This window comes from Streptomyces sp. Root1310, assembly GCF_001426425.1.
Taxonomy (GTDB): Bacteria; Actinomycetota; Actinomycetes; order Streptomycetales; family Streptomycetaceae; genus Streptomyces.
Genome location: NZ_LMEQ01000030.1, coordinates 508,385 through 535,137, shown reverse-complemented (window position 1 = coordinate 535,137; position 26,753 = coordinate 508,385). Strand labels below are relative to the sequence as shown.

General features: G+C 70.3%; 26 protein-coding genes. 12 read left to right on the top strand and 14 right to left on the bottom strand.

All coding sequences use genetic code 11. The features are described 5' to 3' along the window. Positions 1-309 precede the first annotated feature (309 nt). Positions 310-1,053, top strand: coding sequence for a VOC family protein (locus tag ASD48_RS29605; RefSeq protein WP_057604807.1), 744 nt, complete (start codon positions 310-312; stop codon positions 1,051-1,053). A gap of 543 nt (positions 1,054-1,596) precedes the next feature. Here ASD48_RS29605 and ASD48_RS29600 read toward each other — a convergent pair. Next, the gene (locus ASD48_RS29600; RefSeq protein WP_057604806.1) at positions 1,597-2,022 is read right to left on the bottom strand and encodes a MarR family transcriptional regulator; all 426 of its coding nucleotides are present in this window, start codon (positions 2,020-2,022) and stop codon (positions 1,597-1,599) included. Positions 2,023-2,168: 146 nt separating this feature from the next. On the opposite strand from ASD48_RS29600, the gene ASD48_RS29595 reads away from it, so the two are divergent. Beyond that, on the top strand, positions 2,169-2,813 hold the full coding sequence (locus tag ASD48_RS29595) for an MBL fold metallo-hydrolase (protein ID WP_057604805.1): 645 nt from the start codon (positions 2,169-2,171) through the stop codon (positions 2,811-2,813). A gap of 84 nt (positions 2,814-2,897) precedes the next feature. Here ASD48_RS29595 and ASD48_RS29590 read toward each other — a convergent pair whose 3' ends face one another. The 3 genes from ASD48_RS29590 to ASD48_RS29580 all read right to left on the bottom strand — a co-directional run bounded on the left by ASD48_RS29590 (position 2,898) and on the right by ASD48_RS29580 (position 8,430). After that, complete coding sequence (locus ASD48_RS29590) at positions 2,898-3,887, bottom strand: aldo/keto reductase (RefSeq protein WP_057604804.1); 990 nt, start codon at positions 3,885-3,887, stop codon at positions 2,898-2,900. A 264-nt stretch (positions 3,888-4,151) separates the two neighbouring features. Continuing rightward, the gene (locus tag ASD48_RS29585) at positions 4,152-7,121 is read right to left on the bottom strand and encodes a glycoside hydrolase family 2 TIM barrel-domain containing protein (RefSeq protein ID WP_057604803.1); all 2,970 of its coding nucleotides are present in this window, start codon (positions 7,119-7,121) and stop codon (positions 4,152-4,154) included. Between the two features lie 304 nt (positions 7,122-7,425). Beyond that, the gene (locus ASD48_RS29580) at positions 7,426-8,430 is read right to left on the bottom strand and encodes a LacI family DNA-binding transcriptional regulator (RefSeq protein ID WP_057604802.1); all 1,005 of its coding nucleotides are present in this window, start codon (positions 8,428-8,430) and stop codon (positions 7,426-7,428) included. A gap of 311 nt (positions 8,431-8,741) precedes the next feature. On the opposite strand from ASD48_RS29580, the gene ASD48_RS29575 reads away from it, so the two are divergent. Further along, positions 8,742-9,311: a hypothetical protein gene (locus tag ASD48_RS29575; RefSeq protein ID WP_057604801.1), complete on the top strand. Its 570-nt coding sequence runs from the start codon at positions 8,742-8,744 to the stop codon at positions 9,309-9,311. A 219-nt stretch (positions 9,312-9,530) separates the two neighbouring features. On the opposite strand, the gene ASD48_RS29570 is transcribed toward ASD48_RS29575, so the two are convergent. From ASD48_RS29570 to ASD48_RS44895, 3 genes are all read right to left on the bottom strand, one after another. Beyond that, positions 9,531-9,863, bottom strand: a complete 333-nt coding sequence (locus ASD48_RS29570) for a putative quinol monooxygenase (RefSeq protein WP_057604800.1) — start codon at positions 9,861-9,863, stop codon at positions 9,531-9,533. 187 nt (positions 9,864-10,050) lie between these two features. Then, positions 10,051-11,571 carry a catalase gene (locus tag ASD48_RS29565; protein WP_057604799.1) on the bottom strand — a complete coding sequence of 507 codons (1,521 nt, stop codon included), beginning with the start codon at positions 11,569-11,571 and terminating at the stop codon, positions 10,051-10,053. Positions 11,572-11,968: 397 nt separating this feature from the next. Continuing rightward, a complete protein-coding gene (locus ASD48_RS44895) occupies positions 11,969-12,127 on the bottom strand; it encodes a hypothetical protein (protein ID WP_199876052.1) in 159 nt (52 codons plus the stop codon). A 7-nt stretch (positions 12,128-12,134) separates the two neighbouring features. Here ASD48_RS44895 and ASD48_RS29560 point away from each other — a divergent pair, with 7 nt between their 5' ends. Next, the gene (locus ASD48_RS29560; protein ID WP_057604798.1) at positions 12,135-12,839 is read left to right on the top strand and encodes a hypothetical protein; all 705 of its coding nucleotides are present in this window, start codon (positions 12,135-12,137) and stop codon (positions 12,837-12,839) included. A 208-nt stretch (positions 12,840-13,047) separates the two neighbouring features. Here the strand turns inward: ASD48_RS29560 and ASD48_RS29555 are convergent, their stop codons facing one another. Then, the gene (locus ASD48_RS29555) at positions 13,048-13,815 is read right to left on the bottom strand and encodes a hypothetical protein (RefSeq protein WP_057604797.1); all 768 of its coding nucleotides are present in this window, start codon (positions 13,813-13,815) and stop codon (positions 13,048-13,050) included. 278 nt (positions 13,816-14,093) lie between these two features. Here ASD48_RS29555 and ASD48_RS42590 point away from each other — a divergent pair, with 278 nt between their 5' ends. The 3 genes from ASD48_RS42590 (at position 14,094) to ASD48_RS29545 (ending at position 15,482) form a co-directional block, all read left to right on the top strand. Next, positions 14,094-14,300 (top strand): hypothetical protein, encoded by a 207-nt coding sequence (locus tag ASD48_RS42590; protein WP_078615999.1) that lies wholly within the window; start codon positions 14,094-14,096, stop codon positions 14,298-14,300. Next, positions 14,297-14,680, top strand: a complete 384-nt coding sequence (locus ASD48_RS29550; RefSeq protein WP_057604796.1) for a hypothetical protein — start codon at positions 14,297-14,299, stop codon at positions 14,678-14,680. The genes ASD48_RS42590 and ASD48_RS29550 overlap by 4 nt, the downstream gene beginning before the upstream one ends. A 454-nt stretch (positions 14,681-15,134) precedes the next feature. Beyond that, positions 15,135-15,482 carry a hypothetical protein gene (locus tag ASD48_RS29545; protein WP_057604795.1) on the top strand — a complete coding sequence of 116 codons (348 nt, stop codon included), beginning with the start codon at positions 15,135-15,137 and terminating at the stop codon, positions 15,480-15,482. 172 nt (positions 15,483-15,654) lie between these two features. Here ASD48_RS29545 and ASD48_RS29540 read toward each other — a convergent pair whose 3' ends face one another. Continuing rightward, positions 15,655-16,122, bottom strand: a complete 468-nt coding sequence (locus ASD48_RS29540) for a tectonin domain-containing protein (RefSeq protein WP_057604794.1) — start codon at positions 16,120-16,122, stop codon at positions 15,655-15,657. A gap of 395 nt (positions 16,123-16,517) precedes the next feature. Continuing rightward, positions 16,518-16,955: a VOC family protein gene (locus ASD48_RS29535; protein ID WP_057604793.1), complete on the bottom strand. Its 438-nt coding sequence runs from the start codon at positions 16,953-16,955 to the stop codon at positions 16,518-16,520. Between the two features lie 1,023 nt (positions 16,956-17,978). Between ASD48_RS29535 and ASD48_RS29530 the strand changes: the two genes are divergently transcribed. From ASD48_RS29530 to ASD48_RS29520, 3 genes are all read left to right on the top strand, one after another. Continuing rightward, a complete protein-coding gene (locus ASD48_RS29530) occupies positions 17,979-18,662 on the top strand; it encodes a hypothetical protein (RefSeq protein ID WP_057604792.1) in 684 nt (227 codons plus the stop codon). Positions 18,663-18,801: 139 nt separating this feature from the next. Continuing rightward, positions 18,802-19,032, top strand: coding sequence for a hypothetical protein (locus ASD48_RS29525; protein WP_057604791.1), 231 nt, complete (start codon positions 18,802-18,804; stop codon positions 19,030-19,032). Positions 19,033-19,171: 139 nt separating this feature from the next. Beyond that, positions 19,172-19,768 (top strand): HD domain-containing protein, encoded by a 597-nt coding sequence (locus ASD48_RS29520; protein ID WP_057604790.1) that lies wholly within the window; start codon positions 19,172-19,174, stop codon positions 19,766-19,768. Positions 19,769-19,879: 111 nt separating this feature from the next. Here ASD48_RS29520 and ASD48_RS29515 read toward each other — a convergent pair whose 3' ends face one another. Further along, entirely contained in the window at positions 19,880-20,428 is a 549-nt protein-coding gene (locus ASD48_RS29515; RefSeq protein WP_107104426.1) for a DUF1062 domain-containing protein, read from the bottom strand. 368 nt (positions 20,429-20,796) lie between these two features. On the opposite strand from ASD48_RS29515, the gene ASD48_RS29510 reads away from it, so the two are divergent. Next, positions 20,797-21,261, top strand: a complete 465-nt coding sequence (locus ASD48_RS29510) for an ATP-binding protein (RefSeq protein WP_057604789.1) — start codon at positions 20,797-20,799, stop codon at positions 21,259-21,261. 120 nt (positions 21,262-21,381) lie between these two features. On the opposite strand, the gene ASD48_RS29505 is transcribed toward ASD48_RS29510, so the two are convergent. After that, on the bottom strand, positions 21,382-22,227 hold the full coding sequence (locus tag ASD48_RS29505; protein ID WP_057604788.1) for an RNA polymerase sigma factor SigF: 846 nt from the start codon (positions 22,225-22,227) through the stop codon (positions 21,382-21,384). Positions 22,228-22,420: 193 nt separating this feature from the next. Here ASD48_RS29505 and ASD48_RS29500 point away from each other — a divergent pair, with 193 nt between their 5' ends. Continuing rightward, positions 22,421-24,139 (top strand): SpoIIE family protein phosphatase, encoded by a 1,719-nt coding sequence (locus ASD48_RS29500; protein WP_057604787.1) that lies wholly within the window; start codon positions 22,421-22,423, stop codon positions 24,137-24,139. A 211-nt stretch (positions 24,140-24,350) separates the two neighbouring features. On the opposite strand, the gene ASD48_RS29495 is transcribed toward ASD48_RS29500, so the two are convergent. Together ASD48_RS29495 and ASD48_RS29490 are read right to left on the bottom strand one after the other, a co-directional pair. Next, positions 24,351-25,544 (bottom strand): PP2C family protein-serine/threonine phosphatase, encoded by a 1,194-nt coding sequence (locus ASD48_RS29495; protein WP_057604786.1) that lies wholly within the window; start codon positions 25,542-25,544, stop codon positions 24,351-24,353. Positions 25,545-25,940: 396 nt separating this feature from the next. Next, positions 25,941-26,549, bottom strand: a complete 609-nt coding sequence (locus tag ASD48_RS29490; protein WP_057604785.1) for a TetR/AcrR family transcriptional regulator — start codon at positions 26,547-26,549, stop codon at positions 25,941-25,943. Positions 26,550-26,753: the final 204 nt, after the last annotated feature.

The window sequence follows — 26,753 nt, the reverse complement described above, 5'->3', positions numbered from 1 at the left end:
TCACTGCTGCGACGCTTAGTTCACGTCTTGATTTAACTGATGAGTTCTCAGTCTCGGCAAGCCTTCGAAAGTTGAAATCTTTCCGGACCTTCTTTCGCCGCATCCCTTGACATGTTGACGGCGTGCCGGGAGGCGAGGCCCTGGCGAGCCTCCGGGCCGCCGTCGGCCCGACCGCATGTCCAGGTCGAGGCGTCCGTGACGGCGTCGGCTCGTGGGCGAGGGCGGCCGCCGACGGCTCCCGCTTGACCACAGAGAAGGGCGACGGCGCCTGCGGCGATCATCGCGGAGCGGACGCATAAGATCGACGGCATGCCCCTGCGACCTGTTCAAGTGAACATCAAGGCTGTCGACAGCTCGGCGGTCGGCCGGTTCTGGGCGGAGGCGCTCGGCTGGAGCGCGTACAGCCCCGGTGTCACCACCTACGTCGGACCCGCCGGCGGCCTCGTCTGGCCCGACCCGATCGCCCTCGGCATCGACGTCGTTCCCGTCCCGGAACCCAAGACGTCGACGAAGAACCGTGTGCACCTCGATCTGGCCACCACCTCCGCGGCCCATCAGGCGGAGTTGGTCGCACGCCTCCAGGATCTCGGCGCGACGCCCGTCCACGTGGGCCAGGGCGAGGTGCCGTGGACGGTCCTCGCCGACCCGGAGGGCAACGAGTTCTGCGTGCTGGAGCCCCGGGAGATCTACCGGGACACCGGGCCGATCGCCACCGTGGTGGTCGACTGCACGGATCCGCGGGCCATGGCCCGGTTCTGGGGCGAGGCGACGGACTGGACCGTGCTCGACGTGACCGACGATCATGCGTCGTTGCGCTCCGCCAAGGGTGCCGGCGGCCCGTTTCTCGAGTTTCTCCGCACGCCCGACGTGAAGACCGTGCCGGACCGCCTCCATCTCGACCTGCTTCCGTACCCCGGTGACGACCGGGCGGCAGAGGTGGCTCGGCTGCGCGCCCTCGGCGCCACCGACCTCGACCTCGGCCAGGGCGACGTCCCGTGGACGTGCCTGGCCGACCCGGAGGGCCACGAGTTCTGCGTCCTCGCCCCGTCCTGACGCCCTATCCTGACGCCCCGTCACGCCCCGTCCTGACGCCGAGTCCTGACGCCGAGTCCTGACGACACCCGCCGTCCGCCACGCCCGCCGTGCCGGAACCACGTGCCGTGGACGGGGGTGGGCACCGTTGCACGGCGGGGCGCACGCGATGGTGTCGCCGCTGCGGCTCGCGCCCGCGCCGGTCCCGTCTCGCGCCCGCGCGGGTCCCATCTCGTCGGTCGACGCGTTCCGTTCCCGTGGATGCGGGGCTCCGCGATCTGCGCGCCTCCGACCACCTGCTCCGCGCGTTCGCGGCCGAACTCCTCCTCACCGAAGGGGGGTTCGGCTGCACCCACCTCGTGCGGGGCGAGCGGCCGCCTGTCGCACAGTCATGTACGTCCGCTGTGGCAGAGCGGTGAACTGGTGCTCACCGCGATGCCCGCCACGGGCGGCACCCTGGTCCCGTTCGAGGCACCCGAACCGACACCCTGCTGCGCGGACCACTGAGCATCAGGGCCGCTTGCGGCGCGTTCCCGGGCGAGAACCCCCGCACCAGGGTCCGGCCTACTTGGCCTTCAGCCGTGCGGTCAGGCGGGACAGCAGGGGCAGCGCCGCGGCGAGCGTCTCTCGCTCGTCGGAGTTCAGGACGTCGTCGATCGCGGTGCCGAGCCAGTCGGCTCGGCGTCGGCGCTCCTCCGCCAGGCGGTCCCCTCCCGCGGGCGTGAGGTGGAGCAGGAGTTTGCGGCCGTCGCTGGGGTGGGCCTCGGCCCGCACCCAGCCCTGGCCGATGAGTTCCTTGACCGCCTTGGCGGCCGACTGGTGGGTGACTCCGCGCTGTTGAGCGACCTCGGCGGTGGTCAGCGGGCCGTTGCGGTCCAGGTAGCCCAGGACGGCGGCCTCGCCGGGGGGCATGGTGTCGGCGGTGCGCACCGTACGCACGAGCTGTCCGATGGTCAGGCGGAGCTCTTCGGCCAGCCGGTTGTCGTCCATGGCGTCAGCCTACTCATGTCCATCACCCAGGCTGTACAGCTTGGGTGCGTTGTTCCGTCCTGAGCGAGCCCCCTCCGTCGAGGATTATCTACAGTCAAGGTGTACAGTTTCATTGTAGGAAATCGTTCGTACCGGAAGGACCCGCGGTGCAGCTCACCAAGCACGCCCACGCCTGCGTCACGCTCGAGAAGGACGACACCCGCCTGGTCATCGACCCCGGCGCCTTCACCCCGGACGCGGCAGAGGCCGTCTCCCGGGCTCACGCCGTGCTGATCACCCACGAACACTTCGATCACTTCGACGAGAAGCTCGTCGCCGCCGCGCTCGAAGCCCGGCCCGACCTACAGGTCTACGGCACCGCCGCCGTCGCGGCCGCCCTGGGCAGTCGGAACGGCCGCGTCCACGTCGTGGCCGCGGGCGACACGCTCACCGTCGGCTCCCTCACCGCCACCGTCCACGGCCACCGCCACGCGCTGATCCACGCCGACATCCCCTGCCCCGACAACATCGGCTACCTCGTCGACGACGGAGCCCTCTACCACCCCGGCGACTCCTACTTCGCGCCCGACGCCCCCGTGCGCACGCTCCTGCTGCCGACCAGCGGCCCGTGGACCAAGCTCGGCGAAGCCGCCGACTTCGTCCGCGCCGTCAAGCCCGAGCGCATCATCCAGATCCACGAACTCATGCTCAGCGACCTCGGCCAGCAGTCCACCGCCCACCTCCTGGGCGAGAACGGGCTGACCGGCACCCCGATCAGCCGCCTCGAACCCGGCACCACAGTGCGGCTGTAGAGCCCCGTACTCGGGGGATCGGCATGCGGTCGTCGGCTTCGGCATCGCCGGCGGAACCGTCAGCCGCCGCCGGCGTCCGCCCGGCTACTGGTCGACGGCTCGCATGCCCGCCTCGTCGTACCGTTCGCCCGCCGCATCGGGCAGCTCCGCGTCGATACGGGCCAGATCCTCCCCGGTCAGCACGATGTCCACCGCGCCGGCGTTCTGCTCAAGGTAGGCGCGGCGCTTGGTGCCGGGGATCGGCACCAGGTGCTCCCCCCGGGCCAGCACCCAGGCGATCGCCAGTTGGGCCGGGGTCACGTCCTTCTCGGCGGCGATCTCCTTCACCTTCGCCGCCAGGCGCAGGTTCGCCGACAGGTTGGCGTCCTGGAAGCGCGGGTTCTCCCGGCGCCAGTCGTCCGCGTCCAGCTCGTCAGGCGAGGTGAACCTCCCGGCGAGGAAACCGCGGCCGAGCGGCGAGTACGGCACGAAACCGATGCCCAGCTCACTGCAGGCGGGCAGCACCTCGGCCTCCACGTCCCGCGACCACAGCGAGTACTCGCTCTGCACCGCGGTGATCGGGTGCACGGCGTGGGCGCGCCGGATGGTCTCCGCGCTCGCCTCGCTCAGCCCGATGTGCCGCACCTTGCCCTCGGCGACCAGCTCGGCCAACGCGCCGACCGTCTCCTCGATGGGTACCTTCGGGTCGACGCGGTGCTGGTAGTACAGGTCGATGTGGCTGGTCCCCAGCCGCTCCAGGGAGCCGTGGACCGAGCTGCGGACGTGCTCGGCCGAGCCGTCCTGGGCGCCGACCGTGCTGATGTCGCCGGGTACCGCGTTGTCCATCCGGTAGTTGAACTTCGTCGCGATCACGTACTCCTCGCGATGACCCCGGATCGCCTCACCGAGGAGCGACTCGTTGGTGAGCGGGCCGTACACCTGCGCGGTGTCGAGGAAGTTCACCCCGAGGTCGAGGGCGTGCCGGATGGTCGCGATGCTCTCCGCCCGGTCGGTGGATCCGTAGAAGGCGGACATCCCCATGCATCCCAGGCCGATGGCCGATACCTGGAGGTCCCGCAGACTGCGCTTCTGCATGCCGTGTCCCAGCCTTTCTCTGCAAACTCGTTCGTCGTTCGGACCGGACCGCACGGAGCCCTCCATCCATCTAGCGACGAATCCAGCCGCCCGGCATCCCGTGAGAGGCCCCGGGCGGGGCGGGCTTCGTGCTCCGTGGTGTCTGCGACGCTACGACCTGGAGCGCACTCCAGCGCAAGCCGGCGGTCGAGGCAGATCGGTGGTCAACTGCCGGGGCCCGCACCGCACGGTGGTCCTCGTGCGGTGCGGGCCCCCGGTGGCGGATCAGGTGATGCGCAGCCTGATCGTGCGGGATTCCGGGCGCAGGGCGTACTCGGGCCACACGTCGGGGCCGCACGCGCGCGAGCCGAGCCCGTGCTGGGCGGCGTCGACGATCAGGTGGCTCGTCGTCGAACTCGGCAGTTCGAACGGATGTGCCGCTCGGGCGATCTCCTGGGGGGTGTGCCGGCTGAGGGTGAACCCGGGCCGGCGTCCGCGTGTGTCGGGGAGCGCCTCGATGCGCAGCACTTCGGTGTCGGCGCTGGTCAGCGTCAACCGGCGCAGTGCGGAGCGGTGTCCGGTTTCCTGGGGACGCGCGTAGTCGACCGCCAGCTCGCGGACCGTGGCGGAGAAGCGGCCCGTGCGTGCCGCACGCAGGCTGTCGGGATAGGACTCGAGCGGGCCGAGGCCGAACCACGCGGCCCCGTCGACGGGAGCGTCACCGTCGGGCAGGTCGAAACGGATCCCGATCCTCGGCCACACCGTGTGCCATCCGCGCGACGGCTCGATCTCCACCCGCAGCTCGACCTCGTCGCCCTCCAGCGACCAGACGGACTCGACCATCACCCACGTTCCGGAGTCGGCCGCGGAGACCTTGTCGACCGTGCGCAGGGCCGCGGCAGCGTGCTCCACGGACACCCGGCGCGTGGTCAGCCGGTCGAGGCCGTCACGCCGCCACAGCTCGGCGTTGGACACCCCGGCGATGTGCGCGTCGCTCTCCGCGACGTCGCCCCACGCGCCCTCGTCGTTGTCGGTCGGCGCACGGAACAGTTCCAGCCGCGGGCCCGTCACCTCGCGGCCGCCAAGACGCGTGAGGGAGCCGTCGAGGAACTCGGCGCGGCCCAGCGTCAGCGTTCCGTCGCCGGGCTTCCAACCGGTCCGGGCGCGCACGGCTCGGACGGGACGGTGAGGTGAGCGGTCCAGCTGGGCGGTCGCGACCACGTGCCCTTCGTCTGCCCACGCGGTTGCGGCCGCCAGCACCGCCTCGACGGTGAGCCAGGTCTCGGCGTCCGGCGCCACCGGGATCCTCGGCAGCGAGACCCGGCCCGAGTCGCCCGCCACGACGGCCGGGACGTCCAGACAGCCGGATTCGACGGGCGTGCCGTCGTGCTCGACCCGCCAGCGGAAGCGCAGGTCGGACGTGTCCGCGGTGTGCCGCAGGTTGGCGATCGTCACCGTGTCGCCGTCGAAGGTGAAGCCGATCGGCTGGATCACGGCCTTGAACTCGTGAAGGCTCGGCGTCGGGACGTCGTCGCTCAGCAGCATGCCGTCCATGACGAAGTTCCCGTCGTGCACGACCTCCCCGAAATCACCGCCGTACGCGTAGTACGGGGTCCCGTCCGCGGTGGTGGTCGCGATGCCGTGGTCGCGCCACTCCCAGACGAAGCCGCCGTGCAGCCGCGGGTACCGGTGGACCAGCGCCTCGTACTGGTCGAACGCCCCCGGCCCGTTGCCCATCGCGTGCGCGTATTCGCACAGCAGGAACGGCTTGGTGCGCTGCCGGGCGCCCTGCGCGGGAGTGCAGTGGAGCAGCGGGAAGCGGGATCCGTCGGTGCCGATCTGCTCGGTCTCCGGTACCGAGGCGTACATGCGCGAGTAGACGTCGGTGTACTCACCGGTGTAGTCGCCCTCGTAGTGCACGGGGCGTTCGGCGTCGCGCGCGTGGACCCACGCCGACATGGCGGCGAGGTTGCTGCCGGTGCCCGCCTCGTTGCCGAGCGACCAGAGCACGATGCTGGGGTGGTTCTTGTCGCGTTCGACGGTGCGCTCGATGCGGTCGAGGTACGCCGCGCGCCAGGCCGGGTCGTCGCTGGGATTGCCGACCCAGTCCAGCTTCTCGAAGCCGTGCGTCTCGAGGTCGCATTCGAGGACGACCCAGAATCCGAGTTCGTCGGCGAGGTCGAGCAGCCGCGGGTGCGGCGGGTAGTGACTGGTGCGGATCGCGTTCACGTTGAACCGCTTCATGCGGGCCAGATCCTCGCGGGCGTGCTCCTCGTCGAAGACACGGCCGCGCAGCGGATGGGTCTCGTGGCGGTTCACGCCGTGGAACACGACGCGACGGCCGTTGACGAGGAACAGGTCGCCGCGGATCTCGACCGTGCGGAAGCCCGCCCGCAGGGTGACCGTCTCAGCGGCCGTCGACACGGTCACCTCGTACAGCCGCGGCCGCTCGGCCGACCAGGGCTCCACGTCGGCGATGTCGAAGGGGGCCACCTCGGCCGGGTCGGACCAGGTGCGCTCGATGCCGAGTTCCGGGATGCGCAGGGTGACCGGGTAGGCCGTCGGCTCGGCGGTGATCTCCGCGTCGACCCTGCCGTGCCCGTCGGCGAACCCGGTCCGCAGCCAGACGTCCTCCAGGCCGCCGGCCGGCCGGGCAATCAGGGTGACGTCACGGAAGATGCCCGGCAGCCACCACTGGTCCTGGTCCTCGACGTAGCTGGCCGCCGACCACTGGTACACCCGTACGGCGACGACGTTCCCGCCCGGGCGCACCGCGGACGTCACGTCGAATTCGTGGGCGAGCCTGCTGCCGGCGGCGCTGCCGATCTCCACGCCGTTGACCCACACCCGGAAGAGCGACTCGACACCGTCGAACCGCAGCAGGACCCGCTCGGCGTCCGCCCAGTCGGCGGGCATGTCGAAGTGGCGGCGGTGGTCGCCGGTGGGATTCTCGTCCGGGACGTGCGGTGGTTCGATGGGGAACGGGAACTGGATGTTCGTGTAGATCGGACGGCCGTGGGCCCCGTCGCCTTCGAGCACCCAGTGGGAGGGCACGGGCAGGTCGTCCCAGTTCCGGTCGTCGAAGTCCTCGGCCGCGAAGTCCTCCGACACGGAAGCCGTGGGGGACAGCCGGAATCGCCAGGGCCCGTTCAGCGAGCGGGCGGGCGCGTCCGAGTGCAGCCACGAGCGCGCCCGGCGGAGCGCACCACGGCCCGGTGCGGTGTCCGAAACATGGGGGGAGAACTCGGAGAGCAAGAGGTCACGACTCCTTCTTGGTGACGACCGGGATCCGGCGGTCGGCAGAGAGCACCGACCGGCGGGCGACTGGCTTGCCGTGCGGCTTTCCCACCGTCCCGTGAGCGCTCCCGTGAACGTTCACGGGAGCGCTCACGGGAGCGTTCACGGGAGCGTTCACGGGGCTGCCTTCAGGATTCCTGCAGATGAATGTCGAAGTGTGGGGTGGAATGTTCGGAAGTCTGCGCTCGGGCGCGGAGCCATGTCAAGACATTCGGGGCGGACAGCCGTCCGCGACGTCAGGCCGCGACGTCAGGCCGCGACGTCAGGCCGATCCGCTCAGGCGCAGCTCCGCGTGCACGACCAGGTCGTCCGCCTCGGACGTGCCCAGCCCCGACAGCAGGCGGGCCAGCTGCTCGATGGCGAGTGCCCCGAGTTTGCGCGTGTCGAGGGCGACGCTGGACAGCGGGGGTTCGACGAGCGCCCCGAGCTGGAGGCCGTCGAAGCCGATCACCGCCAGATCCCGCGGGACGCTACGGCCGAGCCTGCGTGCCTCGCGAAGTGCGCCGACGGCGATGATGTCGTTGAAGGCGAAGACCGCGGTGACCTCGGGACGAGCGGCGAGCAGGGTTCTGAGCGCCCGGCCTCCCCCGTCGGCCGTCTGGTCGGCATCGGCGACGAGGCCGGGGTCGACCCCGTGCTCCCGCGCCGCCGCCGTGAACCAGTCGTACCGGATGCTGGGCTCGGCGCGGGTCCGGTGGTCCAGCATGCCGATGCGGGCGTGCCCCTGCGCGACCAGGTGCGCCACCGCGGCCCGGACGCCCCGCTCGCCGTCGATCCGGATCGAGCTGAACCGCGTGCTGCGGCCCTCACGGCCGATGAGCACCACCGGCATGCCCCGGGTGTACGACTCCAGCTCGCTCTCGGAGCAGCTGAAGTAGCCGATGACCGCGTCCACCTGCGAGGTGATCACCTGGAGTGTGCCGCGTTCCTCGTCCGCCCGGTCCGCGGTGGCGTACACGACCACGTGCCAGCCGCGGGTTCTGGCCGCCTCCAGGGCGCCGGCGGCGACCTCGGTGAAGAAGGGGTTGAGCAGGTCGGGGATGACCAGCCCGATGGTCATGGTGTCCTGGCGGACCAGCCCCCGGGCGAATCGGCTCGGACGGTAGCCGAGCGCGCGCGCCGCGTCGAGCACACGCTGCTTGGTGTCGCCGTCGATCTCGCCCTTGTCGTTGAGGGCCCGCGAAACGGTCTGCCGGGACACTCCGGCGGACCTGGCCACGTCGTTGATCGTGATCTTCCGGGGCTCGGCCCCCGGTGTCGACACCATCGCCCACCTCCTTCTTCTCTTCTCGCGAACGCGGGTGCGTGCGCAGAGCCCGAGTATGCACGGGCCGATGGGCCGGACGAAGCCGGGTCCGCTCGCGGCCCGGCGGCCGCCCGTGCCGGGCTCCGGCGGAGCCCACACGATCAACCCGCGTCTCCCGGTGGGCCGTTACTCCCACGCACCGTCATCGGTGATCTCTTCCTTCCGTGCATCGGTCACCACCCACCGGACGGCTGACGGCGGCCCTAGATTCGGCGCCGGATCCGCTGTTCACCAAGGTCCGGGACCCGGGCCCGCAGAGGGGGAGACTGCTCATGACACTCATCGACAGGACGCTCGGACGGCTGTCGCGCCGGGCGGGCGTCGTCGCGGCGGCCGTCGTCACCGCCGCCGCGACGGCACTGGTGGCCGCCCCGCCGGCCTCGGCGGCGACCTACCAGTACGACTGCCGTCGACTGTTCGGCTCGGGCTCGTACAGCAACCCGATCTCGCTGGGGAACGTGACCGGGCGGACCGTCGTCGCGGTCAACTGCCCGCCGCTCACGTCCGGCGCCGGCTACGCCAACCGGTACTTCAGCTTCACCCTCACCCGGCCCGCGCGCGTGCCGTCGTACGCGGGCGCCTCCTTCGCCCTGGACGCGACCAGGCGGTCCGCCGTCAACCCGTCGCTGAGCCGCGGGGCTTACACGATCATGCACACCTCGGCGGGCGTGTGGACCTACAACCGCGCCGGTGCGGCCAACGGGCGCTACCTGCCCCTGGGACCGCTGCCCGGCGGCGGGGTGCTGCCGGCCGGCACCTACCGCCTCAACCTCCAGAAGCTGGACTCGCCGCTGAGGTCGCTCAGCACGCCGTGGTTCAACGTGGTGGTGGCCGTCTCCTGAGCCGCGGCCATCTCCTGGCGGGTGCGTCGGCCGCTGTGACCGTCGCCGTCGTGGTCAGACGTGCGAGCACGCCGAAGCACCCGCCGTGGACAGCCCCAGCCGGCAGATCGCGGCGAACCGGGCCGACACGTCCCAGGTTCCACGGACACGGAACCGGAGTCGATCACGGCTCGCACGGCAGGCCCGTCGCGATCCGGCGTTCATGAAGGGAGAAGCGCGTCAGCGGTCGTCCCCCACCGCCATTTCCCCGAGCAGGGACCAGTCGTTCTGCGGGACGGTCACGTTCACGATCCTGGGCGTCTCGGCGAGGTACGACGGCAGCTCGGCGCAGGCCGCGGCGAAGTGCTCGGAGGAGACGTGGGCCGCACCAGCCTCGTCGTCGCGGAACGCCTCGGTCAGCACGTACTCGGCAGGGTCGTCGACGCTGCGCGACCAGTCGAACCACAGACACCCGGGCTCGTCGCGCGTCGCCAGGGTGAAGCCTCGGGTGATGTCGGGCCAGTCGTCCGCGTGCTGGGGAAGGACACGGAACCGGGCGGTGATGAAGATCATGAGCTTTCCTGGTGTGTCGTGGACGGCCCCGCGGGGGTGGCGGCACCCCTCGCCGGGCCGTCGGGGCGGCCTCGTCGGGAACCGACAATGACACGTCCGGGCACCCGGCCCTCGACGGCGTGCCGCTCGGCGTCGGCGGCCTGCTCGTCCGAGAGCTCGGGCGCCACTTGGCGCTGCCGAGTGGACCTCACGCCTTGTGCTGCATGGCCCGTCGTGCGGGATTGCCCTGTTCGGCGGCCTTGGGATCCTTCTCGTCCGCCTTGGCCCGCACCCCGTCCTCGATGCGCTTGCCGATGGATTCGTCGATGTTCGACCAGTACGCGAAGGCACGCTCGAGGACCGGCTCGGTGACACCGTTGAGGAGATGTCCCACGACGTTGTCGACCAGGCGGTCGCGGGCGGCGTCGTCGAGGACTTCGCGCACCATGGTGCCGGGCTGCCCCCAGTCGTCGTCCTCCGGGTGGGAGACATAGGCACTACGGGTGATCTCGCCGTCGGCCTCCCAGCTGGGCGGGCTGCCGAAGCGGGCGGTATCGGCCTCGGGACCGCCCTTGGAGTTCGGCGCGTAGACCGGATCCGTCGTCTTGCGGTAGGCCATCGCCCCGTCCTTCGAGTACGTGTGGACGTCGACGACGGGTGCGTTCACGGGAAGCTGCTGGTAGTTGGCGCCGATGCGGTAGCGGTGCGCGTCCGCGTACGAGAACAGCCGGGCCAGGAGCATACGGTCCGGGCTCGGTCCGATGCCGGGCACCAGGTTGTTGGGCTGGAAGGCCGCCTGCTCGATCTCGGCGTGGTTGTCGGTGGGATTGCGGTCGAGCGTCATGCGCCCGACCGGGATGAGCGGGTAGTCGCCGTGCGGCCACACCTTGGTGAGGTCGAAGGGATTGAATCGATAGCCCGCCGCGTCGCCGTACGGCATGACCTGCACATGCAGCGTCCAGCTGGGGAAGTCGCCGTCCCGGATGTGCTCGAAGAGATCACGCGTGTGGTAGTCCGTGTCCACCGCGGCCATCTGGTCGGCCTCGTGCTGGGTGAAGCACTCGATGCCCTGATCGGTCTTGAAGTGGTATTTCACCCAGAACCGCTCGCCCTCGGCATTGATCCACATATAGGTGTGGGAGGTGTAGCCGTTCATGTGGCGCCAGGTCCGCGGGATGCCGCGGTCTCCCATCAGCCAGGTGACCTGGTGGGCGGACTCCGGGGAAAGGGTCCAGAAGTCCCACTGCATGTCGTGGTCGCGCAGGTTGTTGTCGGCGCGGCGCTTCTGCGAGCGGATGAAGTGCTGGAACTTCATCGGATCCTTCACGAAGAACACCGGCGTGTTGTTGCCGACCATGTCGTAGTTGCCTTCGCTGGTGTAGAACTTCACCGCGAAGCCGCGCGGGTCACGCCAGGTGTCCGGGCTGCCGCGCTCGCCGGCCACGGTCGAGAAGCGCGTGACCAGTTCGGTACGCGTGCCCGGTTGGAACACGGCCGCCTTGGTGTAGGCGCTGACGTCGTGCGTCACCTCGAAGTGGCCGAAGGCACCGCTTCCCTTGGCATGGGGCTGGCGCTCGGGGATCCGCTCCCGGTTGAACTGCGCCATCTGCTCGATCAGATAGGCGTCCTGCAACAGGATCGGTCCCCCGGGGCCCACGGTGAGCGAGTGTTCGTCACTCTCCGCCGGGGCGCCCGAGTCGGTGGTGGTGGCCGGTCGGATCTCCGTCATGCGTCTGCCTTTCGTCTCGCGGCCGCAGCGAGCGGGCCGGGCCCGGTGGTGACGCCCGGACGTGCGCCCGGCGCGGTGCCCGGAGCACCCGGGGCACTCCCTGCCCCGGCTCGGGCCGGAGGGACACGCTCGATTCGTCCTCAGCGATTCCTGGGCGCCTTCCGCTCTCCGTGAGCCGCGTGACCCGCAGCGGCCGCGGTAAACGTCCGGGACTGGAGGAGAGCGTCCTGGGGGCTGTTCCCGGCCCGATCCCATCCGGCCGACCTCACTGCCCGGCCAGAGCCTCGTCGGACGGTCCGGCCCGGCCGACCCAGCCGTCCAGCCTCGCTGCCGCCCTGCCGCCCTGCCGCCCTGCCGCCCTGCCGCCGCGGGGAGTGCTCGGAGAGCGAAGCGAGCGCTACCAGATCAGGCACCAGTAGTGGCCATACGTACCGATACCGATGCGGCCGACCAGCGGCACCAGCGTCGGGTCGGGTTCGCCCAGGGCCGACATGGAGCACGCCGGGTCACCCACCGTCCCTGAGGCGGCCATGCGCTGAGCAGCGGCCTGGGCCACGGATGACGTGTACCAGACCGTCGCCGCACCCGGGCTGCTCTCGGCCGTCGGTGACGGCGCGGGTACCGGGGTCGAAGGCGGCGCGGACACGGTCGGCACCGACGACGGTGCGGACGGGGTGGGCGTGGACGGTGCCGATGGCACGGATGGCACGGACACGGTCGGTGTGGGCGTCGGCGCCGCCATCGTCGTTGTCGTTGGTCGCGGACGTGTCGTCGAAGTGTGCGACGGCCGTGGTGACCGTGCGGGCTTCTCGGACCGTTCCGGCGCCGATGTCCTCGTCGGCACGGCCGAAGGCTGCGAGGGGGAACGGGTGTGGTCGGCTGTCCCATGGCCGCTGGGGCGCGTGGGGTTCCCCGCCGTCGCCGTGGAGGGGGCGGTCCGGGTCTCCGTGGGCTTGGGGCGGGCCGTGCTGGAGGTTTCCGGCTCGGCCGTCAGGGACGGCTGCTGGTCGAACGTGGGCAGGGTCAGGGCGCTCGAAGCCGAGGGCGTCGGTCGAGGGGATCCGCCGTCCGACGCCGTCAGCCCCCAGATCCCCAGGCCACCCGCCACCAGGACGGCTGCCCCACCCACGATCCACGGCGCCCTGCGTGGTGGACTTCGGTGGCGGCTCATGCATCCCACTGTCAGCCAGCCCGCAGGCGTTCTCAAGCGGTGGGGCGCCGCGCCGACGGCCCGACGTGCCCGCCTCGGCGGCCGTGCGGGCACGTGATGCCCGAGCACGGCCCGCCACCCGGCCCCTCGGGCGCCCTACCCCCCCTGGTCTCCCGGCCTCCCTGCCTCCCGGGCCTCCTGGCCTCCTGGCCTCCTGCTGGAGGACGGGCCTCGCTGGGCGACCGACGGACAGCCTTGTCACGTGCCGTGCGGAATCCTCGCCTGTGCCGGGCGGCGCTGCCGCGCCTCGAACCGGCGGCCCCCTGTCACCCGGAGGTCGGGGCGCCGTCGGCTACGTCCGTGGTGCGCAGCAGGCGCAGGAACGCCTTCACGCCCGCGATGATGTCCTGATTGTCGGTGAGCCGGTTCACCGTGGACTCGAACTCCCGCCCCAGCGCGACGATTCTGCGGTCCACCTCCTCGGCCCGCTCGTACGTGCTCATGGACAGCGCGTCCACCGTGCGGCGCAGTTCGGCGAGGGCCTTGTACTGTTCCTCCGCCTTCTCCTCCAGGGCCCGCGTCCCGGCCTCGGCGCGGTCCACCCGGGCCCGCACCTCGACGACGTCGTCCCGCGGGTACGTGACGTCCTTCAGGAGCGTGCCCAGACGCCGCCGGAGCTGGCCGAAATACGCGCCGGCCGGCCGGAAGAAGGTGCTCAGCAGGAAGAACGCCGCGAACCAGTAGCCCGTGAACTCGCCCGTCGCCCAGGTCACGGAGAGGACGACCGCCACCGTCAGGACATGACCCGCGACCGCCGTCCGCAGCATCGTGCGGGCGATCCGCGCGGCCTCGGCGTCCCGGGCCTGGGAGACCTCCATGCCCTTCTCACGGCTCACCGCGATCTCGGCGAGCACCGCGTGCGCACGGAAGTAGAGGTTCCAGGGCAGCGTGAGAAGGAGCGTCAGCCACAGCAGGCTCAGCACACCCGCCCCGACGGCGAACACCACCGCGGGAGGCGCACCTGCCACGTATGCGAAGACCAACGCCGCAGCCGCCGCGACGACGGCTGCCACCGCCCCCAGGAACCTGCCCATGCCCCGCCTCCCGTTCCTGCGTTCCGCACATTGCGCACGTTCCGCACCGCAGGCCCATCGTCGCCGCCCCGCCGCGGGCAGGCATGAGTAGGCGTACTCAGTGCGAGGTGCTGCCGGGTCGGTGTGACCTTCGCCGGTCGGCAGCGGTTACAAGGCGGTTGCCGCCTCAGCCACCCCGGTGACCACCTTCCGGGGGGCGTCTGCGCCGACGGTACGACCCTGACCTGCTCACTCCACGCGGGTACCGTGCGCGGTACCAATGGCGGTACCTTGAATCCATGCCTGCACTCAATGTGGAATTCAGCGAAGAAGAGATGGCACGGCTGCGCGAGCGGGCCGCTCTGACGGGCCGGAGCCTGAAGCAGCACGTACACGATGTGACGGTGGAGGAAGCCGACCGGATCTCCTTCGTCGAAGGCGCTGTCGCCGAAGCCGCCCGGATCCTGCCCGGCATCGCTGCCCGCTTCCCTGAGGGACAGCGGTGAGCCCGATCATCCGTGTCGACGTCGGCTGGGTCCTGCAGATCCAGTCGGCGATCTCTCCGCTCAACGTGCCCATCGCGGACTGGGGCACTCTTGCGATCATGGCCGACCGGCACAAGTTCGAGCGCGAGCGGGGCGTCCTCTACTACGAGGAGATCGGCTCCCGGGCCGCGACCTTCCTGCACACCGCGCTGCTGCTGCGCCCCTTCACGGACTACAACCTGGTGATCGGCTGGGCCTGCACCAGCCAGTACATGCACGTCTCCGGTCAGCCCCTTCAGGCCAAGGACGACGAGCTGTTCGAGCTCGCTCGCGCCGTCCGCGCGCAGGAAGCCGATCTGCGCACCATCGCGCAGCGCCTGGAGTCCTGGCGTACCGAGTGAGGCGCCGCAACCGAACGACCGCGCAAGGAGTCCCGGCCTTCGGTACGAAGAGCACGGCCGAGGTCGTGCGCTGCGGTCCGGATCGCAGGGTCACCGCGTTGACACCCGCCCGCGCCGGACGTTGACTGGCAGCACGGCACAGGGTCAGGCCGCCACGAAGCACAGGAGATGCGTTTCGCCCGCCCACCCACCCGGACCTCGCGGGAACCGCCTACCGGACAGCGGCCAGGCGGCCATGACCATTGCCCGGCCCATCGGAGACACGGCGCAGACGATGAAGGACAGGACCGTCGAAGGCCTGGGCCAGGTCACCCCGAACAGCGACTTCGACCGCAGCCGCAGCCGCAGCCGCAGCCGGGCAGTATCGACCTGGTCGCCGGACCTCTGAAGCAGGCCGTCGAGAAGACGTTGAGAAGACCAAGAGCGCCTTCGGGCGGAACGGAAGCGGCACCTGATGATGTACGACCAATCACGCGCCCAGCAGCCCGCGGGACAAGCCTCGCGCCCCGCCGAGCGCCGCGCCCCGGGCCCGGAGCCGCTGCTCCCGTTGGACGATCGGGACAAGATCGCCGGGCGACTCGGGCACGCCCTCAACACCTTCACCGACGCTCCGCGCGAGGCACTGGAGGAGGCGGAGGCGGCCTACGACGAAGCCGCCGCCCAACTCGTCGACGCCCTCGCGGAACGGCGGCGTACCCTGCGGGCCGGCTGGGAGAACCAGGACTGCGCCACCCCGTCCGACGAGCTCCGGCACGCGCTGAGGCAGTACCGGGAGATCACCCGACGCCTGCTCCAGCTCTAACATCTGCCGGACGCGTCATGCGAGGTGGCTCGCCCGTGCCCTCGAGCCGGGCGAGCGGTGTGCGGGTCGGTCAAGCCGATCGGTGTGCGAGTCGGTAAGCCGCTCTGTGTGCGGATCGGTGTGCGGGTCCTGGTCACGGTCGACCGGGACCCGCACGTCCTGGCTCACCGGGTCAGCTCGGCTGGTCTCCCGTGTAGCGGTAGATGCCGCCGGCCGAGTTGACGACCCAGACGGTGCCGTCGGCGGCGGCACCGACGTCGACCGCGGCGCCGGGAATGCCGGTCCAGGGGTTGGCGTCGTGGCCGGTGTAGCGGTAGATCTGATCCGAGGAGTTGACGCCCCAGACGTTGGTCCGGGAGCCGACGGAGATACGCGACAGCCCTCCCGAGACCGGGACCCAGTCGGTGGAGCCCTGGTCCCCGGTGTAACGGAAGATCCCACCGGCCGAGTTGACGTGCCACACCGTCCCGTCCGCGGCCACACCGATGTCCACCGCACGCCCCGGGATACCGACCCACGGGTTCGCGTCGTGSCCSGTGTACCGGTAGAYCTGCCCCRRCGAGTTSACSCCCCACACRTGGGTCCKCGACCCCACCGAGATAGTCGTCAGACCACCGGAGATCTGCTTCCAGTCGGCCATGTCCGTGCCCCTTTCACGTCGCCCGTTGCACCTTGCATCCGGTACATGCGGTGCGACTAGGACACCTAAACAGCGCTATATGCTGATTGACCGCTTAAAAGATCCAGAAGTCGATGTTTGCTGCCACCCCACCCTCCGGGAGCACGGGAACCGGGAAATCCGTGGCGGTTCCCGATAGGCCAGAAACGCTGTAACCCACATGGAGGCACCGAGCCCTCACTGCTGGGGCCGTGAGCACGGCCAGGAGGCGACACCGAAGCCGCGAGCGCGGGAGGCCCTCCTCCGCGCCTGGACGCCGGCATGACTCCTCGGGCCGGTTCAGCCACAGCGGCCTCCGACAGGGCGTCCCTGTCCGGCGCCTTGGGGCCCGGTCCCCGTCGCCGACCGTGCAGCCGTCAGTTCTTCTTCAGCTCCTCGGCGAGCATCACCAGAATGCCGCTGGGACCGCGGAGGTACGTGAGCTTGTAGACGTCCTCATAGGTCGCCACACCGCGAAGCGGAAGGCATCCGTGCTTTGCGGCTGCCTCAAGGGCTTTGTCGATGTCGTCGACCGAGAAGGCGACGCGATGCATGCCGATCTCGTTGGGACGGGTGGGCTCCGACTCGATCGCTTCGGGGTGGATGTACTCGAAGAGTTCGAGGCGACCGTGACCGTCCGGCGTCTGCAGCATCGCGATGTTGGCGTGATTGCCATCGAGGCCGACGGCGGTGTCGGTCCACTCACCACTGACCGTGTCCCGGCCGACGACCGTGAGGCCGAGGTCGGTGAAGAATGAGATCGTTGCCTCGAGGTCGCGAACGGCGATGCCGACGTTCTCAAGTCTGATGGCCATGCGTTGCATGCTACCGAGCCGGGCCTTCGGGTGCTTTCGGCAAGGACGCAGCCGAGTACCGGGCACCGTCGAGGTCGTCTGACCTGTCCACCGGCGTCCGGAGCGTGTCCGCCGGTCGGCGACCAGCCCGGTTACGCACCCCGGACCGTGCGGACAGGATGGCCTCCGGTTCCGGCGACGGAGTGTTCGGTGTCGGCGGCATGGAGGACTTCACGGATCAGCAGGTCGAGGTCGTCCGTGGTGGTGCGGTAGCAGGATTCGCCGGACCGAGCCGGAGCATGGTCATGCGAACGGTGAGCCATGGTTGCGCCTGGGGCCTTTCGTCGTCACGGGCCCCCTGGTCAGCGAAGCGAGGGCCATGATCGTAACGATCAACGTGCACCGGTCGACACGCGTACCGGCACAACTCGAAATCGAGGAGTGCCCGGATGGCACGGGGCTTGACGGGTGAGGTCTGATGCCGTGTCATCATGTGAGGGACAACGACGGTGGGTGACACGATGGCCACAGCGGGACACGACGAGTCCGGTGCCGAGCCCGCACGCGACCATGCCAGCCCACCGCCCAGCGCTCCGAAACCTCCGCGCGAGCAGGGCAGTTGGGCTGCGGACAACATACCGTTGATCATCCTGGCCATCATCGTCGTGGTATTGGGGATCGCGGGCTTGACGTCCAACGACGACGTCACCTGCCCCGGCGGAGCCACTAGCTGCGGCGCGCCCTGAAACGCGCCACCGCACCTCAATCGGGTAGCGGAACCCGACCACCTGACATGGCTGCGGATGCGGATGCGGACGCGGAAGGTTGCGTCGGCCGACCTGTCCGCCGCCTCCCAGCCGGACAGGGACCGGTCCCCCGTGCGGCAGGTCCCCGTGCGGTCGGTTCCATCACCTCAGGGCATCGGCCGTAGGAAACGACATAACAAATTGGCCAGGGCGCAACTGCCGACGGCTGATAGTCGTCCCTTCTTCCCGAGCCGCCGAGGCTCACGGAGATCTCGACAAGCAAGATGGGGGACGCACCATGAACCACTCGCCGAGGAAGAGCCGTCGCAGACCGGGCGCCGTCCGAGCGGTCGTGCTGGGCCTGTGCGCCGTGAGCGCGCTGGGCCTCACAGGCTGCTCCGGGGACGGCGACACGACGGGCGCCGCCAGTGACGCGAAACCGAGCGGGACGACGGCGATCGGCACCGGTGCCAAGACGGGGGCGCCCGCCACCACGACGGACAAGAAGCCCGGCACGGCGGCCTCCACGGGCGCAGGCAGCGGGGTCAAGTCCCCCAGCGTCGTTCCCGTTGCCTCCAAGCCTGCGGCCCCCACGGCGACGGGGTCGACGGGCGCGGACGGCGATGCCGACGACTGCGATCACAAGATGCCCATCTCCCCCGACGAGATCGCGGTCTACCGCTACACGCCGGAAGGCGGATCTCTGAGCTTGATCGTCAAGTACGGCAACTGGGGATGCGGCTCGCCCGACTCGGACGGCGCACCGTTCGAGACCGTCGGCAAGGAGACCTACATCCCGATGGATCAGGCCGCCCACGTCACCGTGACCAACCCCATCGTCGAGAGCACCGAGAACCAGCCCATCGGCGTACAGGAGTTCCTCGACTGGCTGGAGACACACCCGAACTCCGGGCTGGTCTTCACCTACCACCTCGACGGCAGCGGGGCCATCGACCAACTCGACGAGGTCTTCACCCCCTGACGGACTGACGGACTCGCGCCGGGTGGGCCTCAACTGGCCTCACAACCAGTCGGGTTGTCTGGGTTGTACCGGGCACTACCGGTCGCTCGTCCGTCCCTGTTGACTTGTCCGCCCGCCGGACGACCGCTCGGGAGGCCGCGTGCTGATTCTGCTGGTGTTGGTGCTCGGCTGGGTCGTGCTGCTCACGGGGGGCGTCGGCCTGTCGACACTGCAGGGGCCGCCTCGGGCGGCCCTGCGGTGGTGGTTCCTCTACTTGTGCTTACTCGGCGCGGCCGTTGCCGCGCTGGTTCTGGCGTGGCGAGGCCTGGACGCGCACTGCGGTGCGCACCCGTCAAGTCGGCAGTGCCCGCCTTATCCCTTCGGGGAATGACATGCGCTCCCCCGGTACCGGGCGGGCGCCGTCGCGCGGTCGGCGGCCACGTCGTCGATGGCGTCGACCACAGCGACGACGACCAATCCGGGCTCCCTCAGCGGCAGTTCCCTCACGTGCGGTTCGGTACGCTGCCGAAGTGATCCTTCCGACGGTCAACGAGATACGGGCGCTGCACGAGCGGTACGCGCCATCGGCCGAGGCCCTGGACCTCGTCTTCACCCACTGTGAGATCGTCTGCGGCATCGCCGAACAGCTTGTGGCGCAGACAGACCTCCCTGTCGACACCGATCTCGTCCGTGCCGGCGCCCTGCTCCACGACATCGGCGTCTACCGGCTGTACGACCAGGCCGGGCGGATCGATCACCGCAACTACATCCGCCATGGCGTCCTCGGCCACGAGATCCTCGACCAGGAGGGATTCCCGGAGCGCCTGTGCCGCTTCTGTTCCTGCCACACGGGAGTTGGTCTCACCCGGCACGACGTCCGCGATCAGGGGCTCGGCATACCCGAGGCCGACTACCTGGCCGAGACAGTCGAAGAGCAACTGGTGATGTACGCGGACAAGTTCCACAGCAAGACCACTCCCCCTACGTTCCTCAGCGCCGACACCTATGCCGCGCGCGTGGAGAAATTCGGCGTGGCCAAGGTCCACGCCTTCGGCCTGTTGCGGGCCCGGTTCGGTGAACCCGACCTGACCTCGGTCAGGGGGCGATACGGCCACGCACAGGTTTGAGGCCGGCGGCGGGCGGCCCCGCCACGGCGGTCCCGCGGGCGCTCGCGACCGGCAGAGCCGGGGGCCTGTCCGGCGGGGCATGCCGGACGGGCCCCCGGTCCCGAAGAGGGATCAGCGCTTGAGCGTGAAGGTGAAGTCGCCGGAGAGCTTGCCGCTCAGCCGGACCGCCGAAACGAGTCTCCCCTCCGTGTTCAGTCTCTCGACCTCGGCCCGGGACAGGCCGCAGCCTTCAGCGATCAGTCGCATCGGCCGGACGGGTATCCGCGCCGCGAACCGGACCGAGACGTCGATCACCTCGCGGTCCAGGTGATCGGGTCCGCCGGTGTCGAGGCGCCAGGCGTTGTCCCAGTCGAGGGCGATGCGATTACGGCGCCGCACGACCGGGTCCTGGAGCAACTCGGCCGCCAGGGCGGGGTCGTTGTCGTGCAGTCGGTCCAGCAGCTCAGGACGTACGGAGCGCACGTTCATCCGCTCCAGGACCGTGAGCTTCGCCGTGTCCCCGCACGCGGTACAGAGCACGAGGAGCCAGGCGTCGAGGAGCTTGTGGTTCGCGTTGACGCGAAACTTGCCGTTCGCCCGGAAACGATCGGACGCGCACGCGTGACAACGGCGGAGGACGATCGGCAGGCAGGTGGGCATGACCACCCAGATATCGAGCACAGAAGTACACCGGTTTCAGTGAGAAGTCCGCAGCAAAAAGCAGCGCGGCGCACATGCGCGACGCGCGACGAATCAGCACTCGGGAGGTCTCACACGGTGTACAACGGCACGTCCTAGCCCAGACGACTTGGTCAGGCAGCACGGTAACGGCGCACAGCGGCGCTGCTCCACCGGTTTTTCGAGCGGCGCCACCTGATTTTCGTCCCCTTCGCGGGCCGCTCGGGCGCTTCACGGGCGCCGGTTCCGTGCCCCGCGCCAGTCGCCGATAGCAGGAATGCCCCATGAGCGAGGCAACAGCGGGTACGCGGATTTGTACGACAACGACAACCTGTGACGAACGACGAGGAACGACCCACGGAAAGAGTTCTATGGTCACCGCGCTTGAGAACCGGGCATCGGATGAACAGGAACCCGCGGCGCCCCTGCGATACAGCGCCGCCTGGGACACTGAAGACGTATCGATCGCCGAGGCCCGCGCAGCCGTACGCACCCTGCTGGCCGATGCCGGCCATCACCCCGACCACCGGCCGAGCCAGGACGCCCAGCTCGTCGTCAGCGAGCTCGTCGCCAATGCGCTGCGCCACGCGCCCGGTCCGGGCGATCTGGCGCTGGAGGTCACGCCCGATGCCGCCTTGCTGCGCATCACCGTGAGTGACAGCTCCCCGCACCCACCCGAACTGCGTGCGCACGACGCCCGCCGCGTCGGCGGGCACGGTTTGTATCTGGTCACCCGGATGTGCGATCAGCTGCACACGATCGCCCTGGAAACCGGGAAGCAGATCGTCGCCCACCTCCGCCTGCGGAAGCCCGCGGGCCGGAGCCTCTCCGGGTGATCAAGGGGTCCCCCGGCCGAGCCGCCGAGGCAGGCACGGCAGGCACGGCAGGCGAGCATGCCCGGGTGCGCCGTCGCAGGCCGAGGCGGGCGGTGTGCCCGCCTCGCTCGCGGCGCCCCCTCAGTGCGTGGTGAGCATGCCTTCGCGCAGCCGGGCCAGGGTGCGCGACAGCAGTCGGGAGACATGCATCTGCGAGACGCCCAGGTGCTCCCCGATCTGGGCCTGGGTCAGTTCCTCCACGAACCGCATGTGGATGATCTGCCGGTCCCGCTCGCCGAGCTCGGCGAGCAGCGGGGCCAGGACGTGGAAGTCCTCCACCAGCTCCAGAGCCTGGTCCTCGGCGCCGATGAAGTCCTGCAGCGCCGCTTCGCCGTCCTCGCTGCCGTTGATGGCGGCGTCCAGGGAGGAGGAGTTGTAGCCGTTCGCGGCGAGGCGGGCCTCGCACACCTCTTCCTCGGGAAGGCTCATCAGCTCCGACAGCTCCTTCACCGTCGGGGTGCGGCCCAGACGGCTGCGCAGTTCCTCCGTGGCGCGCGCGAGCTGGACACGGGCCTCCTGGAGCCGGCGAGGCACGTGCACGGCCCAGGTGGTGTCGCGGAAGAAGCGCTTGATCTCGCCCACGATGTAGGGGATGGCGAAGGAGGTGAACTCCGCCTCCCGGGAGAGGTCGAAGCGGTCGATCGCCTTGATCAGGCCGATCATGCCGACCTGGACGATGTCCTCCATCTCCTCCGGCCCCCGGCTGCGGAACCGGCCGGCCGCGAAGCGGACCAGGGACATGTTCATCTCGATCAGCGTATTGCGCGCATACTGATGTTCAGGCGTGCCTTCCTCCAGCCCCGCGAGCCGGTCGAAGAACAGCCTGGACAGCTCTCGGGCGTCCCGAGGCGCGACGCGGGAAGGATCGCCGACCTCCGGCAATGCGCGCGCCTGCGTGTCCGTGGCCGTCGCCCTGATGAGTTCCATGACCTGCCCCTCCCGGCATCGAAGCCCGATCACCCCGCCGGCTGGATCCAACCGGCACCGCCGCGCGAATACCCCCTCATTGTGCACCTATGCCGGCCCGCACCCGGAGGGTGGGATTCATCGGTACCTGGGCAGTCGGAACAAGCGGATACGTCGAACGGACGTGCTGCCCGTCGGCTGAGGAGAACGCGGCATGGTAGGACCGGAGCACACGCAGAGCCACGCGAGACGGCTCCTGTCGGCGCCTGCCGCCGCGGTCGCCGACGTGCTGGAATCCATCGGGACCGGGGCTTACGTCGTCGACGAGCAGGGCCGCATCGTCGCCGTCAACTCCCGCGCCGAACGGTTCCTGGACCGGCCCGCCGCGGACCTCGTCGGCCATGACGCACACGATCTGCTGCACCGGGACGCCCACGGCCAGCCCTTGCCGAGGACCCAGTGCCGTATGCGGCAGGCTTTCCACGCCGGGCGCACCGCCCAGGCCGAGGAGGACTACTTCGCGCACGGAGACGGCACCGTGCGGTCCATCTCGTGGCTGATCACCCCGTTCGATCTCGGTGAGTGTGAACCCGGCACGCTCGTCCTCTTCCACAGCCGGCAACCGCGCGAGACCGACCCGCGGCCGGAGTCGGCGGGCACCCTGCTGCCGGAACTCGAACGGCTCGCGCTTCTCGCCGCGACCACCACCCGGCTGACCTCCACCCTGGATGTCGACGAGGCGCTGCGGCGGCTGGCGACCCTGGTGGTGCCCAGGCTGGCGGACTGGGTCATCATCGATCTGATCACCGAACGTGACGAGGTGTGGCGCACTGTCGTCGTCGAGGCGGACGGTGATGCCCTGGTGCCGCACGAGGAACTCCAGGGCCCGATGCCGCCGGTTCCCGAGGAATCCCCGATGCCCTTGTCCAGGGCCCTGCGCGGAGTCGCTTCGACGCTGGCAGGTCCGCAGACCTACCAGGGGCCGCCGGATTCCGGGATCGCGGTCGAACAGCGCCGCCTGTTCGACGCCACCGGAGTGCACTCCGCGGCCATCGCGCCCATCCGCAGCACCCGCGCCGTCCTCGGCGCCCTGACCCTGGGCCGGGCCAGGCAGCCGGGGGACTTCAAGGCCGCCGATCTGCCCCTGATCGAGGACATCGCCCGCCGCGCCGGCCTGGCTCTGGACAACGCGCGCCTCTACCAGCGCCAGCGCAAGGTCGCCGAGACCATGCAGAACCATCTGCTGCCGCAGATGCCGCGCGTGTCCGGGCTGCAGATGGCGGTCCGCTATCTGCCCGCGCCCGACGCCTCGCAGGTGGGCGGCGACTGGTACGACGCCTTCTCGCTGTCCGACGGCGCCACCGCGCTGGCCGTCGGCGACGTCGTCGGACACGACCTGGAGGCCGCGGCCGGCATGGCACAGGTCCGCAACATGCTCCGCGCCTACGCCTGGGCCTTGCCAGAGCCCCCCAGCAGGATCGTCGAACGCCTCGACGAGGCGGTCATGCACATCACCGACGTCACGATGGCCACCATGATCCTCGCCCGGGTCGAAGAGGCCGACGAAGGCCGGTGGAGACTGTCCTGGAGCAACGCCGGACATCCTCCGCCGCTGCTGATCAGCCATGACGGCCTGGCCGAATACCTCACCGGCGGCCACGGGATACTCCTGGGCACCGGATCCGGCGGGCACCGCACCGACGGCAGCGCCCTGCTGCCGCCGGGGTCGACCCTCCTGCTGTACACCGACGGCCTGATCGAAGAGCCCGGCCACACTCTCGACGAGGGCCTGCACCGACTGCGCCGGCACGCCGCCGCGCTCGCCCACCGCCCTCTGGACTCCTTCACCGACCAGTTGCTGCGCCGGGTCCGCCCGGCCGCCAACGACGACGACGTCGCCCTGCTCGCCATGAGGACACCCGCCCGACCGTGACCCCCGCGCTCACCAGCACCCGCAGTGCCAGCGGGCATCGGGCGGCCGGCCGGCTGACCGGGACCCGCGGCCGCCGCCGGGCGTGCACCGCCCGTCCAGGCTGTGACCACGGCGCCTCGGCTTCAAGTCCAGGCAGCTCGTGTCCCGGGGCCTTGCCGACGAGGGAAGCCGTCGTGCGCGGTACCGGTCACCTCGATCGGGTCGCCGCGGCTCATCGCCGCGGGGCGGGTCTGGACTCGTCCCGTCGGCGGCGCGCGCCGTGCCAGTCCAGTATCAGGACCGTGGCGTCGTCGTTGAGGTTCCCGCGGCAGGCGTCGAGCACCGCGGCCGTCAGGCTTCGGACGGCTTCACGCGGGTGCAGCGCGCGGGTGTCGTGGATGACCGAAGGCAGGTCTACGGCCGCGGCATCGCGGTCCTGCATACCGTCGGTGAGCAGGACCAGCCGGTCTCCGGGCCGCAGTTGCAGTTCCTGTACGCGGTAGGCGGTGGGCGCCTCCACTCCGAAGGGCAGGTTGACGGACAGCCTGACCTCTTCGACGACGCCGTCGCGCAGCCGCAGCGGCCGGGGGTGGCCCGCGTTGACCAGTTCGCACAGGCCTGATTCGAGGTCGACGCACAGCAGCTGCCCGGTGGCCAGGCCACGGCCGTGGCTGAGCAGGGCCTGGTGGGCGTGGCGGGCCTGCTTGAGGGCGTCGCAGCCGCTGCGGCGGGCCCGGCGCAGTGCGCCGACCAGCAGGGTGGCCAGCAGGGCCGAGTTCGTGTCGTGGCCCATGGCGTCGGTGATGGACAGGTGCAGGGTGTCGCGGTCCAGGGTGTAGTCGTAGGTGTCGCCACCGATGTCGTCGGCCGGGACCAGCCCTGCCGCGAGGGTGAACTCGTCCGCCTCGCAGCAGGGCGCCGAGGGCAGCAACTGGTGCTGGATCTCGGCGGCCAGGCTGGTCTCGGTGGTGCGCCGGCCCAGGTGGTAGAGATCCGTGAAGCGGCGGTCCGTGACGATGATGTAGGCCAGCGCGTGCGCCGCCTCGCGCACCTGGCGCAGCACCGTGTCGTCGGCGGACTGGAGGGTGACCTCCAGGACGCCGATGCAGTCGCCGCGGTTGGTGACCGGCGTGATGACGCGCCGTCCGCCCTGGCCGTCCGGTTCCACATGCTGACGCTGGCTCCGCAGAACGTCGTCGTACACGCTGCCTTGCAGGTCTATCGGTTCGGCATCGTCCGCGGCCTCACCGTCTGCCGCGACGAGCCGTACCAGTCGCTGACCGATGAGGTCGACGAACAGGAAGGACACACGCTCCGCGCCGAACCGCTTCTGCAGATCGTGCGCCACGACATCGACGGATTCCCCGGGCGGCGCCGCCTCCGCGGCGGCCAGCAATTCGCCCAGTTCCAGATCTCCACCCTCCACGACAACCTCCTATCGGCTGTCGCATCTTCTTCCCCGGCTCTCCGCAACATCACCTAAATTCCTCATCTTGCCTGGTCAGAACGGCGGGTCAGGGCGCAGGACCACCTGCCGGACGGTCCTTTCGCTCACCGGCGTCCCGAAGGAGGCCAGTTGGTGACCGCCCCGGGACGGAGCTCCCGTGGCCGCTGCCCGGGGTGGCTCGACTGCCGCCGGACGCATCGCCGTACCGTGCCGGGCTCCCCTACCGTGCGGCCCGGAAGGAGGCCCGGAAGGAGCCCCGGCAGGAGGCCCGGTCCGGCGGAATCGGGAGACTGTCGAGACTGTCCGGTTCCGCGGGACGGGCGGCACTTCGTGCCGAACTCGACCGGACGGACCGGTGACCGCCCGGCGCCCGGGTCACGACGGGTGAGCCGGGCCGCCGGTTCCGGGGGCCCCTGGGGCCCCGGCGCGCAGCCCGTCCATGACGAGGTCGAGGAGCCGGGCGGCGCGCGGACGCCAGTCGTCCGCGGGGGTCAGCTGCCACAGGCCGCCGATGGCGAGGACCAGGTCGTCGGGGGTCATGCCCGGCCGGATGGCGCCCACCGCGTCGTTGGCGCGCAGGAGGAGCTCGGCCGCGTCGGTGACGGGGGTGTGTGCCGGTTTCTCGGGGCCGCCCGGCGTGCTGGTGGCGAGGCGGATCGCGTCGGCGAGGCCGGCCTTGGTCATGGCGAACTCGGCCAGTCGGTCCATCCAGGCGCGCAGGGCCTGCTCCGGCGGCAGCTGTTCGAGCAGCTGGGCCGCGCTGTCGGCGACCTGGCGCATCTCGTGGCGGTAGATCTCCAGGACGAGGGCCTCGCGGTGGGGGAAGTTGCGGTAGAAGGTGCCCTGTCCGACGCCCGCCTTCTTGGCGATCGCGCTCAGCGGGGCGTCGGGGCACTGCGTCAGCTCGGCCAGGGCCACCTCGAGAATGCGCTCACGGTTGCGTTGTGCGTCCGAGCGCAGGGGCGCGTCCTTCTTGTGCTGCACTCGACTCTCCTCGGGGGTGCGTGGCCGAAACCCCGCCCTTGCTAAGCGGACAAGTGTCCGTTACGTTTGCCGGTAGCGGACGATTGTCCGGTTGGGTTCACCATAGCCCCGGCCGGGTGGGCGCGGGAGTCCACGGCCACCGTCAGCGCCGTCCCGTGCGCCCCTCTCGCTCCCTCGCCCCCCACGAACTACGCACCTCGGCGG